We start from the raw sequence: 16,226 nt of genomic DNA on the forward strand, positions 1-16,226 counted from the left end.
ACTTCTCGGTGGAAATGCCGGGTCACTTCTCAGTGGAAATCAACACCGGGCTTCCTCAGAAAGGTTGTTGATGTAGTTTTTGGCCATCAGCACCTTGATGCCATGCATGAACTTTTCCGAGGATCGCGAGTCTCGCGACAGCACCACGCCTTCCTTGGCGAGGTGGATCTCGACATCGAGTTCGTCGAGCGTCACCCAATCCTTGAGGTTGCGGTAAAGGCGATCGGTCTTCTCGACCAGGATGACGCGTACGCCAGGATGCTTGCGCAGATATATGACCATCTCGCCGAAGTTGGTCCGCCCGGTGTTCTTGGCGGTCTCTACATCAACATATTCCTCAACAATGCCAAACTGCCGCTGAAGAGCATATTCTCTCAATAGCTTGCATTGCGCCGGGATCGAAAAGCCTTCTTTCTCCTGCTCTTTCGAGGACACGCGCGCATAAAGCAGCGCTTTCACGAAGCTGCCGGGCTTCGCCTTCGGTGCTGCTCGTTTGTCAATCGGCTTCATCTCCGCTCCTTCGCGGTCACGAAACGGCGCATGTGATTAACATGTCGGCGGTCAGGACTGGCACAACGTGCAAACTTGCAGTCGGCGGTATCGGTTTTCCTCGTGCCATCTGAGGCGGCCAAGAGCCATAACGCGATATCAGGTGCGGGTCGGTCCGACTCAATCCATCTTGTGCCGCTCGGCAAGGATGCGAAAGAACCGCTGACATTCTCTACGATCTGGCGCGCTTCTTCCTTGGAAAGCGAACGACCGGTGCGTGCCTCGAAGATTTGAACCGCTCGTTCCAGCAAGGCATCGTCCATAACGCGCGGTCGAGAATATGGGACGGCCTCGACCTGCCAATTGGCATCTCTGCGTGTTACTTTCATCGCACTTGCCCTGCTTCGAACGCGCGATTGCGCGGTCAGAGCAAGGATCGTTGAAGTCTGCGTAATCTCGCATGCCCGTTATGCACGCTCCCGTTGCCTTTTCTACTCCGCTTCGGTTCCGGCAGTCATTCCGGGGCTCTGGACCTCCCGGCGCCTGTCAATCAATGAGGAGCGCAATGAAAGGAGCACTCGCGACCTTTCGACAAGCAACCACCTAAGCCAACCTGCTCTCGACCGGCATGGGTTCGGCGGACGTTCCACTCTCCTGCTTTGGGTCGACCATCGCCAGTTCCTCCCCCAAAGCAGCGATCAGGGTCGATACACGGCCGCGCACTCGCGGATGGAGATGCACCAGCCCTTCAATCAGGCGTCGGCCTTCCGCGCTGGCAATAAAATCGATGCGTTCGTCGGCCGGCAGCTGAGGAGGATCACGATCGGTCTCATTGCCCGGCAGGCCTTCGAAGAAGCGGCCGACCGGAACACCTAGTGAACTAGCGATCTCGTAGAGCATGGAAGCGCTCACGCGGTTTCTCGCGTTCTCATATTTTTGAAGCTGCTGAAAACTGATGCCGATGGATCGGGCAAGCTGGGCCTGCGATACGTCCGACTGCACGCGAACCGCGGCGATCTGCCTGCCGACATATTGATCAGCAGGGTGCGGGCCACTCTCGATTCCATGGTTTACCGGTGCGTTGAAGACGCTGCGGCGCCCTGGCTCCGCAAATGCTTTTCGGAACTGCATCAATCGCTCCATGTGTAGAGAGTTTGACTCGGTAAGCCCCCGCGAAAATCACCAAACCGACGAATGATCGCGATTTCGGTACCTTATTGCCGAAGTTCAGCTCGAGACGTTCTGCTCTCTAATCCGAGCTATATCGTCCAAGGCCGAGCGGATCTGTGGCCACGGGGGCTCACTGCCATGTAGCGAATACTCCCCTTCCCTAAGCGCTGCATTTAGCTTGGCGGCTATACCGGCGAGCGACGTTGCAGGAACTTGGGATAAGGCTTCGAGTAATTCCTTCGCCCGCTCGCCAGCTTCGCGCTCAGCAAGTAAGGCTGTCGAATAGCCAATCTCCCTGGCGGCGGCATCCCAGCGCGCCTGATTGGCTACGATTTCAGCTTCAGCTTGGGTGCGGGCCACTGTGTTAGCCGGACGAACATCGAGCAATTCCTGGAGGGCTTCAACGGAGTGAACTGTCACGCTCTCGCCGTCGGACAAGGTAACTGTCGTGCAAGGGAAGCCAACGGTCTCGATAAGTACCCTCTCCAGCCGCTGCTGCTGATTGCAAAGCCGTTCAGCCTCTTCCCAAGCCGCCTGCCATCGTTTCCACACCGCCACCGCAGGATCAATGGCGTCATCACCCTCCAAGTCGATGCGAGCAAACGATGTAGCCTGCGTCGCCGCCATTGCGGTTGCTGTTCCCGCAAGCACCTTCCTGCGGGTGACGAAAGGCAAAGTCGTGTTATTGTCGGAATCAGCCATGATCCGAGCTCCCAGAAGCTTAGGCGTGGTCAGGCTAGACATGGTGCGTCAACACCGCGTCTAGCCGCGCCCCAGACCAAAGGCCAAGGGTATCCACTGATACCTTTGGATCATAACGCAATGATCTAAAGGGATCAAATAGAAATTGGTGACAGCAGCACAAATGCGAGCGGCTCGAGCGTTGATAGCTCTCTCACAATCGGAGCTTGCCCGTAGGGCTGGTGTTTCTATTCCGACGGTAAAACGTTGTGAGAGCGACAGTGAGCGCGCCGCCGTCGTTTCCGATGAAACCCAAGACAAAATTCGTGCTGTTCTTGAGGCCGAGGGTGTTGAATTTACGAATGGCAATCATCCGGGCGTGAGGTTGCGGCGACCGTGACTGTGGCGAGACGCGTGGCGGCCAATCAGGCGAGTTGCGACATGGCCGCAACGGGGCCGCGAGGGGACTGTCAGCTTTTAGGCTGAAGTCATAGCAAGCCGACACTCCGCTGGCGAGTATCCCAAGCTTGGACCTATCGCTAATGAACGGTTGCGGATCACGAAGCGACGTCCAGCCCAAGCGGGCGCGGCATCCGGGACTTTGCGAGAAAACCCTACCGGATCTGCTGGACCCGCAAAGACAATCGGTTCGATTTACGAGGCGGAAGAGGCCGGCGCCAGTTGGGAATTGGGTGGCTACGGGCAGACGCTGACCAGAACCAACAAGTCCGTTGCCCTACTGTTCCCTGCGCAAAGTGGCTTAAGCGACGCACAGGCTTGATAGCCAGCCCCTCCTGCCCGCTCTACGCGATTGAGCCGCTTGCAGCCCGGATCAATCAGCTCGCTTCGCGCATCGCCTCGGCGGCCTGCAGGTCGACCGAGACCAGCTGGCTGACGCCCTGCTCGGCCATGGTCACGCCGAACAGCCGGTCCATGCGCGCCATGGTGATGGGATTGTGGGTGATGATGACGAAGCGCGTTTCGGTGGTCTTGGCCATCTCGTCCATGAGATTGCAGAAGCGCTCGACATTGTGATCGTCGAGCGGCGCGTCGACTTCGTCGAGCACGCAGATCGGTGCCGGATTGGTCAGGAACACGGCGAAGATCAGCGACATCGCCGTCAGCGCCTGCTCGCCACCCGACAGCAGCGTCATGGTCTGCGGCTTCTTGCCGGGCGGGCGGGCCAGGATTTCAAGCCCTGCCTCGAGCGGATCCTCGGATTCGATCAGCTGCAATTCCGCCGTGCCGCCACCGAACAGATGTGAGAACAGCCGCTGGAAATGGCCGTTGACCACATCGAAGGCGGCGAGAAGCCGCTCGCGGCCTTCGCGGTTGAGGCTCTGGATCGCTTGCCTGAGCTTACGGATCGCCTCGATGATGTCCTCGCGCTCGGAAACGATCGCCTCGAACCGGTCGGACAGCTCCTTCTGTTCTTCCTCGGCACGCAGATTGACGGCGCCGAGCCGTTCGCGCTCGATCTTCAGCCGATCGAGCTGGCGTTCGGTCTCGGGCATGTCGGGCATCGGATCGTCGGCTTCCAGGCCGGTATGGCGGATGACCAGGTGTGGTGGCGTGTTCAGCGTTTCCTGGATACGCGCCTCGACTTCCAGCCGGCGCTCGTCGGCCGCGGTCAGCCTCTCCTCGGCACGGACACGGGTCTCGCGCGCCTCGGCCAGCGACTGAATGGCTGATGTGGCCGCCTTGTCCAGTTCGGCCTGCCTGGTTTCCGCTTCCTGCAGACGGTCGGCGGCGGCCTTGCGCAAGGTCTCGGCCTCGGTGAGCTGCGAAAGCAATGCCCGCCGCTTGGCATCGATCTCATCAGGCGCATCGGCGAGGCGCTCGCGCTCGGCCTCGGCCTCGGCCTTGCGTTCGCCGAGCGAGGCGATCTGCGTCGAGGCGTTTTCGGCACGCACCAGCCAATTGCTGCGTTCGGCGCCAATGGCATCGAGCCGGCGTACGCGTGCCTCGGCTTCGCGCCGCAACCCCTCATGCACAGCGCGCGCGTCGGCAAGCGTGGCGCGGTCGCGGGAGACGTTGGCCGAGGACTGTTCGAGCTGCAATTGCAGGTCGCCGAGATCGGGCGCGTCCTGCAGCAGCATTTCGGCCTCGACGAAAGCCGCCGAGGTTTCCTCATGGCTGTCGACGATGCGCGCGCGCGCCTCGTCCAAGGCGGCACGCCGGCTCGACAGTTCACCGCCAACCTTTTCGGCCTCGGCCAGCGCATTGCGGGCGGCATCCAGCCGATGCTGAGCATCGCGTCCGCCCTGGCGCGTGTTGCGTTCGGCCTCGCTCGCCTGGCGAAGCGCGTGTTCAGCCTGCGCAAGCGCCTCTTCGGCCTGGCGCAGGACAAGTGTCGCCTGCACCGCTTCGGCATCAAGTTCGGCAAGCCGGTTCTTCTGCGCCAGCCTTTGTGCCGCGGCGGTCGGCGCATCGGCGCTGGCGGTCAGGCCGTCCCAGCGCCACAATGCGCCCTGGCGACTGACCAGGCGCTGACCCGGCGCAAGCAGCGCCTGCAACCGGCGGCCGTCGGCGGCCTCGATGATGCCTATCTGCGCCAGGCGACGGGCAAGCTGCGCCGGCGCGCGAACCACGCTGGCAAGGCTCTTGATGCCTTCCGGAAGGGCCGCGTCGCCAGGCTGGATCTGGCTTTCGCCCCAATGCGCCGGCGCGCTGCGATCAAGCGGCACGTCGAGGTCCTCGCCAAGGGCTGCACCAAGTGCTGTCTCGAAGCCGCGCTCGACGCTGATTTGTTCGAGCACCGAAGGGAAGAGATCGCCGCTAGCGGCGTTGAGGATCTTGGCCAGCGTGCGCGCTTCGGTCTCGATCCGCGCCAACTCGGCCCTGGCGTCCTGAAGCGGCGGACGGGCAGTGCTTTCGGCGGCACGGGCATCGATGACCGACTGCTCGGCCTGCGCCACGGCAGCCTCGGATTCCTCGAGAATCTCCATCGCCTGTTCGACCAGAACACGCTTTTCGGCCGGATCCGGCAGGCCAGCGACCTTGGAGAGAATATCCGACAATTCGCGGTCGACCTCGGCGAGCTGGCGGGCGAAGCGGTCGCGGCGCTCGGCGGTTTCGCGCAAAGTGCGTTCGATCTGATGGCGCGAGGCGGCGGCCTCGGCCCGTTCGGCGGTCAGCGCGGCGAGCCTGGCTTCGCTTTGCGCAAGCGTCGATGCCGCCTGCTCGAACGCCGCCCGGGTGGTGGCCTCGCGCTCGGCAGCACCGGCGTTCTCCGAGTTCAGCGTAGCCACTTCGGTGCGCAGGCGTTCGAGAACATCGGCATTGTCGCGCACCATCCGCTCCTCGCGGGCGATGTCGCCGTCGAGCTGCTGCAAGCGGCGCTCGATTTCGGTCTGGCGGGCACGGATGCGGCCGGCCTCTTCCTCGATCTGCGACTTGGCGATCGACAGGCGCTGGAAGGCAGCGGCAGCGGCGGCCTCCGCGTCTCGCAGGTCAGGCAGGCGATGCGCGCCGATGCCTTGCTCCCTGGCGGCGGCCATCTGGGCAGCGGCGCGGTCGCCGACAAGTGCCGTGGCAACCGCCAGCGCCGAACGCGCCTCGCCTTCCTGCGCCTTCGCCAGCGTCCAGCGCAGATGCAGCAATGTCGCTTCGGCCTTGCGGATATCGGCCGACAGGTTCTTGAAACGGGACGCCTGGCGCGCCTGGCGCTTCAGGCTTTCGATCTGGCTTTCCAGTTCGCCGACGACGTCGTCCAGGCGTTCGAGATTCTGTTCGGCCGCCTTCAGCCGCAGTTCGGCCTCGTGGCGGCGGGTGTGCAGGCCGGAAATGCCGGCGGCCTCTTCGAGCAGGGCGCGGCGGGCCTGCGGCTTGGCCTGGATGAGCTCGCCGATGCGGCCCTGCCCGACCATCGAGGGCGAGCGCGCGCCGGTCGACTGGTCGGCAAACAGAAGCTGCACATCCTTGGCGCGCGCTTCCTTGCCATTGATGCGGTAGAGCGAACCGGCCTCGCGCTCGATGCGGCGCGACACCTGCAACTCATCGGCGTCGTTGAAGGCTGATGGCGCCGAGCGGTCGCTGTTGTCGAGGAAAAGCGTGACTTCGGCAGTGTTGCGGGCGGGGCGCGTGCCCGAGCCGGAAAAGATGACGTCGTCCATGCCGGACGCGCGCATGTTCTTGTAGGAGCTTTCGCCCATCACCCAGCGCAGCGCCTCGACAAGGTTCGACTTGCCGCAGCCGTTCGGCCCGACGATGCCGGTCAGTCCGCGTTCGATGACGAACTCGCCGGGCTCGACGAAGGATTTGAAACCGAGGAGGCGGAGGCGCGAAAACTTCATCTACGCGCCCCATAAAGGCGAGCGCCGAAACGCTGCCGCTTCAGCGCTGACCTGATGTCAGAGCAAAGGGTCGATGATGGCCGACATTTCCTCAATCGACATCGCCCCTTTGTAGGTCTTACCGTTGATGAAGAAGGTCGGTGTCGAGTCGACCTTGAATTCATTGGCGCCGCGCTTCTGGACCGATCTCACATCGTCCAGAAGTTTCTGGTCCGTCAAGCAGGCCTCGAAGGACTCCTGTGTAAAACCGGCGAGCTTCGAGATTTGCAGCAGCGCATCCTTGGTGTTCGACACGCCAACCCAGTTCGCCTGCTGCGCAAACAGCACGTCCACCATCGGAAAATAGTTATCCTTGGCACAGCGCGCCAGCATGAAACCGGCTTCCGCGCTCGGATCGAACGGGAATTCGCGCAGGATATAGCGCGCCTTGCCGGTGTCGATATACTTCTTCTTCAGGTCCGGGAAGGTGGTTGCGGCGAAATGAGCGCAGTGCGGGCAGGTCATCGAGGCGTATTCGACAATGGTGACCTTGGCGTCGTCCTTGCCGAGCTGCTTGTCAGGCAGCGCTCCCGGCTTCAGCAATTCGGCCATGTCGACGTTGCCCTGAGACTCGGGAACCTGGACGGCAGCCGGCGTGGCCGGCTTTGCGGGAGCGGCCGGATCCGCGGGTTTCACATCCGCTGCCTTGGCTTCCTCGCCAGAGTTGCTGCAGGCGGCGAGCAGGGCCACCGCCGGAATGGCGGCCAGCGAAGACAGGACGTTTCTGCGAGACAGACTTTTGCCGAACGGAGGACGGTTCATACGAATCACCTGACAAGGGTTGAATTTTGCAATGCAAAGGCACGAAAAGGCGAGAGTTGGCGCGAATTAAGGCATCTCCGTCCCCAATCCAATCGCGAAACCTGACAAAGTCGATCACGAATGCGAGATGTTGACGACAATTCGATGACTGTCTTCAAGGGGTTTTTGACTTCCTCTCGCCCAAAATGGTCGCGCCAAGCCTTTCCAGCGATGCGCGCAGCCCGTCATCCTCGATCAGTTCGACCGTGCTGGACAACTTCGTCTTCTCCGCCACCGTCAACGGCCTGAAGGTCGGTTTAGGCCGTCCTTTGTCCGCCGTCACCGGTTTTTGCACGATCCTGATGCGGCCTATTGCCGTAAAGCCGAGGAAAGCGTTGACCCGGTTGATGATCTCGCCGGTCTCGTGCTGCAAATGAAGCGCCGCCATGCCTTCGCAGGCGATGACCAGCACCGCCGGCTCGAACGGATCGTCCTCATGCAGGCGGCGCGGCCACTGGATCTTCTCGGGCCGCGAGCGGCTGGCGAGGCGCGGTCCGGCAATTTCTTCCCAGGACTGGACGAGGCCGATCGAGATCCCGGCCCGCTTGCGCAGCACCGGGTCGAGGATTTTGGTCGCAAGATCGCTCACCGGGACGGGATTGCCGTAGGGCGTTCTCCCTGCCATGTACGTTCTCCAGCCACGACCCCAGCAATACCGGCCAGGCCAATACACGATCAATGGCACCAGCAGACCAGACCCGCAAGGCCCAGATCCCCAGGGCTATCCCGGACGACACCGCGTCGCGCCTTCTGGCCTGGTACGACGTGCATCATCGCGAGTTGCCGTGGCGCGTGAGCCCGCGCGATCATGCAGGCGGCATGCGGCCCGACCCCTACCGCATCTGGCTGTCCGAAGTCATGCTGCAGCAGACCACGGTCGAGGCGGTGAAATCCTATTTTCGCGCCTTTGTCGAGAAATGGCCTGATGTCGAGGCGCTCGCCGCGGCGCCAACCGAGGACGTGATGAAGGCCTGGGCGGGGCTTGGCTACTATTCGCGCGCACGCAATCTCAAGGCCTGCGCCGATCTGGTGGCGGCGCGTGGCGGCCGGTTTCCCGACACCGAGGCTGCTCTGCGAGACCTGCCCGGCATCGGCGCCTACACCTCGGCCGCCATCACCGCGATCGCCTTCGACCGCCCCGCCGCCGTTGTCGATGGCAATGTCGAACGCGTCATATCGAGGCTGTTTTCGGTCACCACGCCGCTCAGTGACGCCAAGCCTGAGATACGCGCCCATGTCGAGGCCATGGTGCCGGCGGCAAGGCCGGGCGACTTCGCCCAGGCGATGATGGATCTCGGCGCCACGATCTGCACCCCGCGCCGGCCGCGCTGCATGCTGTGCCCGCTGCGCGAAGACTGCAGCGCCGTCGTCTCAGGCGACCCCGAAAACTTCCCGGTGCGGCTGCCGAAAGCCGACAAGCCGCAGCGCCGCGGCGCTGCTTTCGTCGCGGTGCGCGAGGACGGTGCCATTCTTCTGCGCAAACGGCCGGACAGGGGCCTCCTGGGCGGCATGACCGAGGTGCCGACCACCGCCTGGACCGCACGGCTGGACGGCGCCACCACGCCGGCGGCGGCGCCCTTTCCCGGTGACTGGCGGCGGGCCGGGACAATCACGCATGTCTTCACTCATTTCGCGCTCGAACTCGACGTCTTTCACGCCCACATCAAAGGTGATGCGCCGGAGGGCCATTTCTGGTCGCCTGCTGGTGAGATTTCCGGGGAGGCCCTGCCAACTGTCATGAAAAAGGCAATCGAGGCTGCGATACCCGGCGCGACCAAAAAACCGTCGCCACACAGCGCAAAGAGGCCCCATGACTGAAATCCGCCACATCGTGTTCGACATTGGCCGCGTGCTGCTCCACTACGATCCCAACATTCCGTTCAGCCGCCTCATTCCCGATGCCGAAGAGAGAAAGTGGTTCTTCGACAATGTCTGCACCCATGAGTGGAACATCGAGCAGGATCGCGGCCGGACCTGGGAGGAGGCAGAGGCGCTGCTGATCGCCGACCATCCCGATCACGCGGAAAACATCCGCAATTTTCGCCGCCACTGGCACGACATGGTGCCGCATGCCTATGACGACAGCGTCACCATCATGCTTGGCCTGATCGAGAGCGGCCATGATGTGACCATGCTGACCAACTTCGCCTTCGACACTCTGGCCGAAGCCCGCAAGCGCTTCGATTTTCTCGAGCGCCCGCGCGGTGTCACCATTTCCGGCGAGATCGGCAAGATCAAGCCGGACCGCGACATTTACGACCACCACGTGGCTGCATTCGGCCTCGAACCATCGGCGACGCTGTTCATCGACGACAGCCAGAAGAATGTCGACGGCGCCAGGATGGCCGGCTGGCAGGCGGTGCTGTTCACTGATGCCAAGACGCTTCAAGCAGATCTTGAGCGCCTTGGAATCAAGGCGTGATCCGAATCGCTTCCGGCGAAGCGCTCATATTTTGATTCAACGCGAAAGCGGCAATCGGCAGGGGTTCAGGCCCCTGCCCGCTCCATACCGAGCCTGGCGATGCGGCGCAGTTCGTCGATCGGGGTGAGCCCGCCGCTGCGCTCATAGTGCCAGAAGGTCCAGCCATTGCAGGCGTCCAATCCCTGCACTTCGGCGCCGATCTTGTGGATCGAGCCGGCGCTGTCGCCGATGGCCACAGTGCCGTCGGCGCGCACCTTGGCGGCCCAGCGCTTCTTGGCGTCATAGAGCGTGACGCCCGGCGTCACCAACCCGGTGTCGATCAGGCTGACGAAGGCAACGCGCGGCTCGGCGCGCTTGCCGGTAAGCACCGTCAAATCGGCATCCTCCAACGGCCGCACCGCATCGATACGCTCGTTGGCGGCGTCGATATAGGCCTGCTCGCGCTCGATCCCGACGAAATGGCGGCCAAGGCGCTTGGCGACAGCACCCGTCGTGCCGGAGCCGAAGAAGGGATCGAGCACGATGTCGCCAGGCTTGGTCGACGCCATCATGATGCGGGCGAGCAATGCTTCCGGCTTCTGCGTCGGGTGCAATTTGTCGCCGTTGTCGTTTTTCAACCGCTCGCCGCCGGTGCAGATCGGAAAGAGCCAGTCGGAGCGCATCTGAATGTCGTCGTTTGACGCCTTCATGGCTTCGTAGTTGAAGGTGTAGCCCTTGCCCTTCTGGTCGCGCGAAGCCCAGATCATGGTCTCATGCGCGTTCTGGAAACGGCGGCCACGGAAATTCGGCATCGGATTGGTCTTGCGCCAGACCACGTCGTTGAGGATCCAGAAGCCCAGATCCTGCATCTTGGCGCCGACCCGGAAGATGTTGTGATAGGAGCCGATGACCCAGATCGTGCCATTGGGCTTCAGGACGCGGCGCGCCGCCAACAGCCAGGCGCGGGTGAAGGCGTCATAGGCCTCGAAACTCTCGAACTGGTCCCAATCATCGTCGACCGCGTCGACCTTGGACTGGTCGGGCCGGTGCAGATCGCCGTCGAGTTGCAGATTGTAAGGTGGATCGGCGAAGATGACGTCGATCGATTTCTCAGGCAGGCGGTCGAGCGCCGCGACGCAGTCGCCTTTCAGGATCGTGTCCAGCCATTCGGATTGCTGGGGAGCATGGGAAAGGTCGGCGAGGAGACGCACGGCAGACATTTTTACACCCAAGGCACGCGTTACTGTTTACTCCCCGTTATGGTTACCGATCAGCGTAAATATTCGGTGAAGGCCTGCGCCATCGCCTGCCAGGTTTGCGAAGGCCGGGCCATTGGTGTATGCCGCGCCGCCTGAGGCCTTCATGGCCGCTTCACCCTCCCTTTGTCCGGATCACCATGCCCCAGCCAGACCTTGTCATCTTCGATTGCGACGGCGTGCTCGTCGATTCCGAAATCATTGCCGCGCGGGTCGAAGCCGAGTTGATAACGCTCGCCGGATATGAAATCTCCGCCGAGGAAATTGCCGAGACCTATGCGGGCCTGACGTTCAAGGACATCCTGCTGCGGATCGAGGACAAGTCCAAAATCCCGTTCCAGGCGTCGCTGATCGACCGCGCCGAAGAACTCGTGGACCGCAAGCTGCGCAGCGATGTTCGTGCCATCGAGGGCGTGCGCGAAGCAGTCGCCTCGGTCACGGCGCAACGCTGCATCTGCTCCAACTCACGTTCGGAGCGGATAGAATTCATGCTGGAGAAGGTGCATCTGCTGCCGTTTTTCGCCGGCCGCATCTTCTCGGCACTGGAAATACCGAGCAAAAAGACCAAACCCGCGCCGGACGTGTTCCTGCGCGCGGCCGAAAAACTCGGCGCGAACCCGGCGAACACTTTCGTCATCGAGGATTCCGTGCACGGCGTTGCCGGCGCCAGGGCAGCCGGCATGCGGGTGATCGGCTTTACCGGCGCCAGCCACAGCTATCCCGGCCATGCCGACGCGCTGACGGAGGCCGGTGCCGAGACGGTGATCCGCCGCTGGGCAGAGCTGAAAAGCGTCATTGCGGCGCTGTCGGAATGGTCGGCAGACGCCTGAGCAGCATACACCACGGCGCACACTGCTCTCGAGATACCGCGACCAGACCGCGACTAGTTTGTTGCGGCGGCCTTCTTCCTGTGGGTATTCTTAGGCTTGTCCGTCGTCGCCTTCGGCGCGGTTTCGTCATAGCCAGCATAGGCTTGGTAATCCTGCGCCGTCGGCGCCGGCACGACGACATTGGAATCGGTGAAGACGAACTGGGTGGCGACCGACGGGTCGGTCACCTGGACCTGATACTGGTGAATCTGCGAGTACAACACATCGGTGCCGTGCATCACAGCGGTGCGGATCGGCATGGTGATGGTTCCGGGCGTGAACTTCGGTCCCGGCACGATCTTTCCGGCGACCGCGATCTTCATCGTCAATTGGCCGTCGGCGCGGCTGCAATCGCGGGTCACGTCAGCAATCGAGGCCTGATAAATGATCCTCTGAGAATCGTCGGGTGCGGCAGCAGCGGCGGCGGCGTCGGCAGCGGCCTGTGCCTGCGCCTCCTGCGCCTGCTGCTCGGCTTCGGCCTGGTTCCTCGGCTTGCGCATGGGCTTGGACTTCGGCTTCGGCTTCTGGACGTCCTTGGTGTAGGTGTTGAAGAATGCCGTGCCGTCGCGCACAGTCACGCGCGGGCAATATGCAGTCAACTGGCTGGCCAGCACCTTGGGATCCTGCGGAGGTGGCGGCGCGGTCGGATCCTTCTTGCCGCCCAAGCCGAGGTTCAGGATGCCATTGTCGCCCGATTGGCAGCCGGCGGCGGCGAGTATAAAGCCGGTGAGCGCAAGACCCGCCAAAAAGCGACCACTGAATGTACGAAACGCCATGAAACTCCCACTTCCCTCTCGCAAAGCTGGTGACGTATATCAACCGCGCGGCAAAAATGCGACTGGAGCCGGCACAGAAATTAACCACCTTGTGGTGAACGGAAAAGCCAAGCGGCAACGGGACTGAGACATGCAATATGTGAGTACGCGCGGGGAAGCACCCGCGCTTGGATTTTCCGATGCCGTGCTGGCGGGCCTGGCGCGCGATGGAGGGCTTTACGTGCCGCGCGAGTGGCCGCAGTTTTCGCCATCCGAGATCCGCGCCATGCGCGGCCTTGCGTATCCCGACCTTGCCATCCGCGTGCTGTCGCCGTTCCTTGGCGGTGAAATCGCAGCGCCGGTCTTCGAACGCCTAGTGCGCGAAGCCTATGCCACCTTCCGCCACGAGGCCGTCTGCCCGCTGGTGCAGACCGGCTCCAACACCTTTGTCCTCGAACTCTTCCACGGGCCGACGCTGGCCTTCAAGGATGTAGCGATGCAGTTGCTCGCCCGGTTGATGGACCATGTCCTTGCCGAACGCGATCAGCATGCCACCATCGTTGGCGCCACGTCGGGCGATACCGGCGGCGCGGCCATCGAGGCCTTTGCCGGGCGCAGCCGCACCGACATCTTCATCCTGTTCCCGCATGGCCGCGTTTCGCCGGTGCAGCAGCGGCAGATGACGACGTCGAAGGCCGAGAACGTCCATGCGCTGGCGATCGAAGGCAATTTCGACGACTGTCAGGGCCTGCTGAAGGACATGTTCAACGACCACCCTTTCCGTGACCGGGTGGCGTTGTCGGGGGTCAATTCGATCAACTGGGCGCGTATCATGGCCCAGATCGTCTACTATTTCTCCTCGGCACTTTCGCTCGGCGCGCCGGACAGGCCGGTGTCGTTCACCGTGCCGACCGGCAATTTCGGCGATATCTTCGCCGGCTACGCCGCCAAGAAGATGGGCCTGCCGATCGAGCGGCTGGTCATCGCCACCAACGACAACGACATATTGGCGCGCACCTTCGCCACCGGCGAATACCGCACCAAGGGTGTCTTCGCGACCACCTCGCCGTCGATGGATATCCAGGTTTCGTCGAATTTCGAGCGCCTGCTGTTCGAGGCCTCGAACCGCGACGCGGCCACCGTGCGGCGCTACATGGATGGCCTGAAGCAGTCGGGCGCCTTCACCATAGAAGCCCGCGAAATCAATGGGATGCGGTCGGAATTCGACGCCGGCCGTGCCACCATGGACGAGGTCGCCGCTACCATCCGCTCGACGCTCGCGGCCAGCAATTACCTGCTCGACCCGCACACCGCGGCGGCCGTGCATGTCGCGGCGGGCAAGGCATCCGGTCCGGTGCCGATGGTGGTGCTGGGTACTGCCCATCCGGCAAAATTTCCGGCCGCCGTCGAGGCCGCCAGCGGGGTTTCGCCGGCCCTGCCCGCATGGCTAGGGGGATTGATGACATTTGAGGAAAAATACACGGTACTTCCATCCGACCTGAAAATGGTGGAAGATTACGTCAGCCGCCGCGCGCGGGCGGCGCGTTAGGGAGTACGAGCCATATGGGTGTTGAGGTAAGCCGTCTGTCGAACGGCCTGACAGTCGCCACCGAAACCCTTCCAAGTATCGAATCGGTTGCCTTGGGTGCCTGGGTCAAGTCCGGCGCGCGCAATGAACGTGACGACGAGCATGGCATGGCCCATCTGCTCGAGCACATGGCGTTCAAGGGCACGAAGCGGCGGACGGCCTTCGAAATTGCCTCGGAGATCGAGGATGTCGGCGGCGAGATCAACGCCGCCACCAGTGTCGAGACCACCTCCTACTATGCCAGGGTGCTGTCCGACGACGTACCGTTGGCGGTCGACATCCTTGCCGACATCCTGCAGGAGTCCGAATTCGACCCGCAGGAACTTGAGCGCGAGCAGCACGTCATCCTGCAGGAGATCGGCGCCGCGCACGACACACCAGACGATATCGTCTTTGACCGTTTCACCGAGACGGCCTTTCGCCACCAGACCATCGGCCGCTCGATCCTGGGCACGCCGGAAACCGTCAAATCCTTCACCTCCAAGCAATTGCACGACTTCATCGAACGCCAGTATGGCGCCGAGCGGATGGTGATCGTGGCTGCCGGCGACATCAAGCACGACAATTTCGTGCGCGAGGTCGAGAAGCAGCTCGGCGGTTTCCGCAGCAAGGCCGACAGCACCATTCCGCAATATGCGCAGTATGTCGGCGGCGATTTCCGCGAGGACCGCGACCTGATGGACGCGCAGATCGTGCTGGGCTTTGAGGGTCGCGCCTATCATGTGCGCGACTTCTACGCTTCGCAGGTGCTGTCGATGATCCTCGGCGGCGGCATGTCGTCTCGCCTGTTCCAGGAAGTCCGCGAGAAACGCGGCCTGTGCTACTCGGTCTATGCCTTCCACTGGGGTTTCTCCGACACCGGCATCTTCGGCGTCCACGCCGCAACCGGGCAGAGCGACATCGCCGAACTCGTGCCTGTCATCATCGACGAGTTGCAGAAGGTCGGCGAAAACATCCTGCAGGAAGAACTGGATCGCGCGCGTGCCCAGTACCGCGCCGGGCTGATCATGTCCGCCGAAAGTCCGGCCAGCCGCGCCTCGCAGATCGCACGGCAACTGCTTTTGTTTGGCAGGCCGATCGCCAAGGAGGAATTGATGGAGCGCCTGTCGGCGCTGACGGTCGAGCGGCTGACCGACCTGTCGTCGCGGATGTTCTCGACCAAGCCGACACTTACCGCTGTCGGGCCCGTGGGTACGCTGGCTCCATATGAGGCGATCCTCGATTCGCTTCCGGGCACGCAGACCACGGCCCGCAAGCTCGCCGTCTAAGCCCCCCAAGCGTCGTGTTCGCGCTCCCTTTCTTTCGCCGTGACCTGCCGGCGCTGAAGGGCGACCTCGTCACGTTGCGCGTGCCATTCACCAATGACTTCCGGGAATGGTCGGCGCTGCGCGGCGAAAGCCGGGCCTTCCTGGAGCCGTGGGAACCGCGCTGGACGCCCGACGAACTCGACCGCACGGCATGGCGCCTGCGCATCAGCCGCTACCGCGAAGACTATGCGCAAGGGACGGCGATTGCCTTCTTCATCTTCGAAAAGTCGAGCGGCAAGCTGGCCGGCGGCATAACGCTCGGCAACATACGCCACGGTGTCTCGCAAAGCGGTCATGTCGGCTACTGGATCGGCGAGCGCTTCGGCGGCCGCGGGCTGATGACCGACGCGGTCAAGGTCGTGGCGCGCTTCGCCTTCGATACGCTGAGGTTGCACCGGATCGAAGCGGCCTGTATTCCCGACAATATCAGGTCGATCCGCGTGCTTGAAAAAGCCGGATTCCGGCGCGAAGGACTGTTAAGATCCTATCTCAGGATCAACGGCATCTGGCAGGACCACTACCTCTACGCCCGGATCGCGGACGATCCGCTGGCCGCAGGAACGAAGGACTGATTT

General features: G+C 62.7%; 15 protein-coding genes. 6 read left to right on the top strand and 9 right to left on the bottom strand.

Going from position 1 to position 16,226, the window contains the following annotated elements; all coding sequences use genetic code 11:
* Positions 1-39: 39 nt before the first annotated feature.
* From HGP13_RS27455 to HGP13_RS27485, 7 genes are all read right to left on the bottom strand, one after another.
* Entirely contained in the window at positions 40-510 is a 471-nt protein-coding gene (locus HGP13_RS27455; protein WP_172231310.1) for a recombinase family protein, read from the bottom strand.
* A complete protein-coding gene (locus tag HGP13_RS37620) occupies positions 507-878 on the bottom strand; it encodes a hypothetical protein (protein ID WP_210267808.1) in 372 nt (123 codons plus the stop codon). Before HGP13_RS37620 ends, HGP13_RS27455 begins: the two co-directional genes overlap by 4 nt.
* A 214-nt stretch (positions 879-1,092) precedes the next feature.
* Entirely contained in the window at positions 1,093-1,620 is a 528-nt protein-coding gene (locus HGP13_RS27460) for a helix-turn-helix transcriptional regulator (RefSeq protein WP_172231313.1), read from the bottom strand.
* 96 nt (positions 1,621-1,716) lie between these two features.
* A complete protein-coding gene (locus HGP13_RS27465; protein ID WP_172231316.1) occupies positions 1,717-2,361 on the bottom strand; it encodes a hypothetical protein in 645 nt (214 codons plus the stop codon).
* An 815-nt stretch (positions 2,362-3,176) separates the two neighbouring features.
* A complete protein-coding gene (gene smc / locus HGP13_RS27475) occupies positions 3,177-6,635 on the bottom strand; it encodes a chromosome segregation protein SMC (protein WP_172231319.1) in 3,459 nt (1,152 codons plus the stop codon).
* Between the two features lie 57 nt (positions 6,636-6,692).
* On the bottom strand, positions 6,693-7,436 hold the full coding sequence (locus HGP13_RS27480) for a DsbA family protein (protein WP_172231322.1): 744 nt from the start codon (positions 7,434-7,436) through the stop codon (positions 6,693-6,695).
* Between the two features lie 154 nt (positions 7,437-7,590).
* Positions 7,591-8,100: a DUF721 domain-containing protein gene (locus tag HGP13_RS27485; protein WP_027041492.1), complete on the bottom strand. Its 510-nt coding sequence runs from the start codon at positions 8,098-8,100 to the stop codon at positions 7,591-7,593.
* A 53-nt stretch (positions 8,101-8,153) separates the two neighbouring features.
* Here HGP13_RS27485 and mutY point away from each other — a divergent pair, with 53 nt between their 5' ends.
* Both mutY and HGP13_RS27495 read left to right on the top strand, forming a co-directional pair.
* Entirely contained in the window at positions 8,154-9,293 is a 1,140-nt protein-coding gene (mutY, locus tag HGP13_RS27490) for an A/G-specific adenine glycosylase (RefSeq protein WP_172231325.1), read from the top strand.
* Positions 9,286-9,897, top strand: coding sequence for an HAD family phosphatase (locus HGP13_RS27495; RefSeq protein ID WP_172231328.1), 612 nt, complete (start codon positions 9,286-9,288; stop codon positions 9,895-9,897). The genes mutY and HGP13_RS27495 overlap by 8 nt, the downstream gene beginning before the upstream one ends.
* A gap of 65 nt (positions 9,898-9,962) precedes the next feature.
* On the opposite strand, the gene HGP13_RS27500 is transcribed toward HGP13_RS27495, so the two are convergent.
* The gene (locus tag HGP13_RS27500; protein WP_172231331.1) at positions 9,963-11,096 is read right to left on the bottom strand and encodes a site-specific DNA-methyltransferase; all 1,134 of its coding nucleotides are present in this window, start codon (positions 11,094-11,096) and stop codon (positions 9,963-9,965) included.
* 176 nt (positions 11,097-11,272) lie between these two features.
* On the opposite strand from HGP13_RS27500, the gene HGP13_RS27505 reads away from it, so the two are divergent.
* Entirely contained in the window at positions 11,273-11,962 is a 690-nt protein-coding gene (locus HGP13_RS27505; RefSeq protein ID WP_172231334.1) for an HAD family phosphatase, read from the top strand.
* 53 nt (positions 11,963-12,015) lie between these two features.
* Here the strand turns inward: HGP13_RS27505 and HGP13_RS27510 are convergent, their stop codons facing one another.
* The gene (locus tag HGP13_RS27510) at positions 12,016-12,777 is read right to left on the bottom strand and encodes a hypothetical protein (RefSeq protein ID WP_172231337.1); all 762 of its coding nucleotides are present in this window, start codon (positions 12,775-12,777) and stop codon (positions 12,016-12,018) included.
* A gap of 130 nt (positions 12,778-12,907) precedes the next feature.
* On the opposite strand from HGP13_RS27510, the gene thrC reads away from it, so the two are divergent.
* Genes thrC through HGP13_RS27525 form a run of 3 tightly spaced genes read left to right on the top strand, consistent with a single transcriptional unit; the run spans position 12,908 to position 16,223 of the window.
* Positions 12,908-14,305: a threonine synthase gene (thrC, locus tag HGP13_RS27515; RefSeq protein WP_172231340.1), complete on the top strand. Its 1,398-nt coding sequence runs from the start codon at positions 12,908-12,910 to the stop codon at positions 14,303-14,305.
* 14 nt (positions 14,306-14,319) lie between these two features.
* Positions 14,320-15,612, top strand: a complete 1,293-nt coding sequence (locus tag HGP13_RS27520) for a pitrilysin family protein (protein WP_172231343.1) — start codon at positions 14,320-14,322, stop codon at positions 15,610-15,612.
* A 14-nt stretch (positions 15,613-15,626) separates the two neighbouring features.
* Positions 15,627-16,223, top strand: coding sequence for a GNAT family protein (locus HGP13_RS27525; RefSeq protein ID WP_172231346.1), 597 nt, complete (start codon positions 15,627-15,629; stop codon positions 16,221-16,223).
* Positions 16,224-16,226 lie beyond the last annotated feature (3 nt).

This window comes from Mesorhizobium sp. NZP2077 (assembly GCF_013170805.1).
GTDB lineage: Bacteria > Pseudomonadota > Alphaproteobacteria > Rhizobiales > Rhizobiaceae > Mesorhizobium.

Excerpts from the sequence above, each read along its gene's own strand:
- HGP13_RS27455 (WP_172231310.1), bottom strand. The coding sequence starts at position 510 with ATGAAGCCGATTGACAAACGAGCAGCACCGAAGGCGAAGCCCGGCAGC.
- HGP13_RS37620 (WP_210267808.1), bottom strand. The coding sequence starts at position 878 with ATGAAAGTAACACGCAGAGATGCCAATTGGCAGGTCGAGGCCGTCCCA.
- HGP13_RS27460 (WP_172231313.1), bottom strand. The coding sequence starts at position 1,620 with ATGCAGTTCCGAAAAGCATTTGCGGAGCCAGGGCGCCGCAGCGTCTTC.
- HGP13_RS27465 (WP_172231316.1), bottom strand. The coding sequence starts at position 2,361 with ATGGCTGATTCCGACAATAACACGACTTTGCCTTTCGTCACCCGCAGG.
- smc (WP_172231319.1), bottom strand. The coding sequence starts at position 6,635 with ATGAAGTTTTCGCGCCTCCGCCTCCTCGGTTTCAAATCCTTCGTCGAG.
- HGP13_RS27480 (WP_172231322.1), bottom strand. The coding sequence starts at position 7,436 with ATGAACCGTCCTCCGTTCGGCAAAAGTCTGTCTCGCAGAAACGTCCTG.
- HGP13_RS27485 (WP_027041492.1), bottom strand. The coding sequence starts at position 8,100 with ATGGCAGGGAGAACGCCCTACGGCAATCCCGTCCCGGTGAGCGATCTT.
- mutY (WP_172231325.1), top strand. The coding sequence starts at position 8,154 with ATGGCACCAGCAGACCAGACCCGCAAGGCCCAGATCCCCAGGGCTATC.
- HGP13_RS27495 (WP_172231328.1), top strand. The coding sequence starts at position 9,286 with ATGACTGAAATCCGCCACATCGTGTTCGACATTGGCCGCGTGCTGCTC.
- HGP13_RS27500 (WP_172231331.1), bottom strand. The coding sequence starts at position 11,096 with ATGTCTGCCGTGCGTCTCCTCGCCGACCTTTCCCATGCTCCCCAGCAA.
- HGP13_RS27505 (WP_172231334.1), top strand. The coding sequence starts at position 11,273 with ATGCCCCAGCCAGACCTTGTCATCTTCGATTGCGACGGCGTGCTCGTC.
- HGP13_RS27510 (WP_172231337.1), bottom strand. The coding sequence starts at position 12,777 with ATGGCGTTTCGTACATTCAGTGGTCGCTTTTTGGCGGGTCTTGCGCTC.
- thrC (WP_172231340.1), top strand. The coding sequence starts at position 12,908 with ATGCAATATGTGAGTACGCGCGGGGAAGCACCCGCGCTTGGATTTTCC.
- HGP13_RS27520 (WP_172231343.1), top strand. The coding sequence starts at position 14,320 with ATGGGTGTTGAGGTAAGCCGTCTGTCGAACGGCCTGACAGTCGCCACC.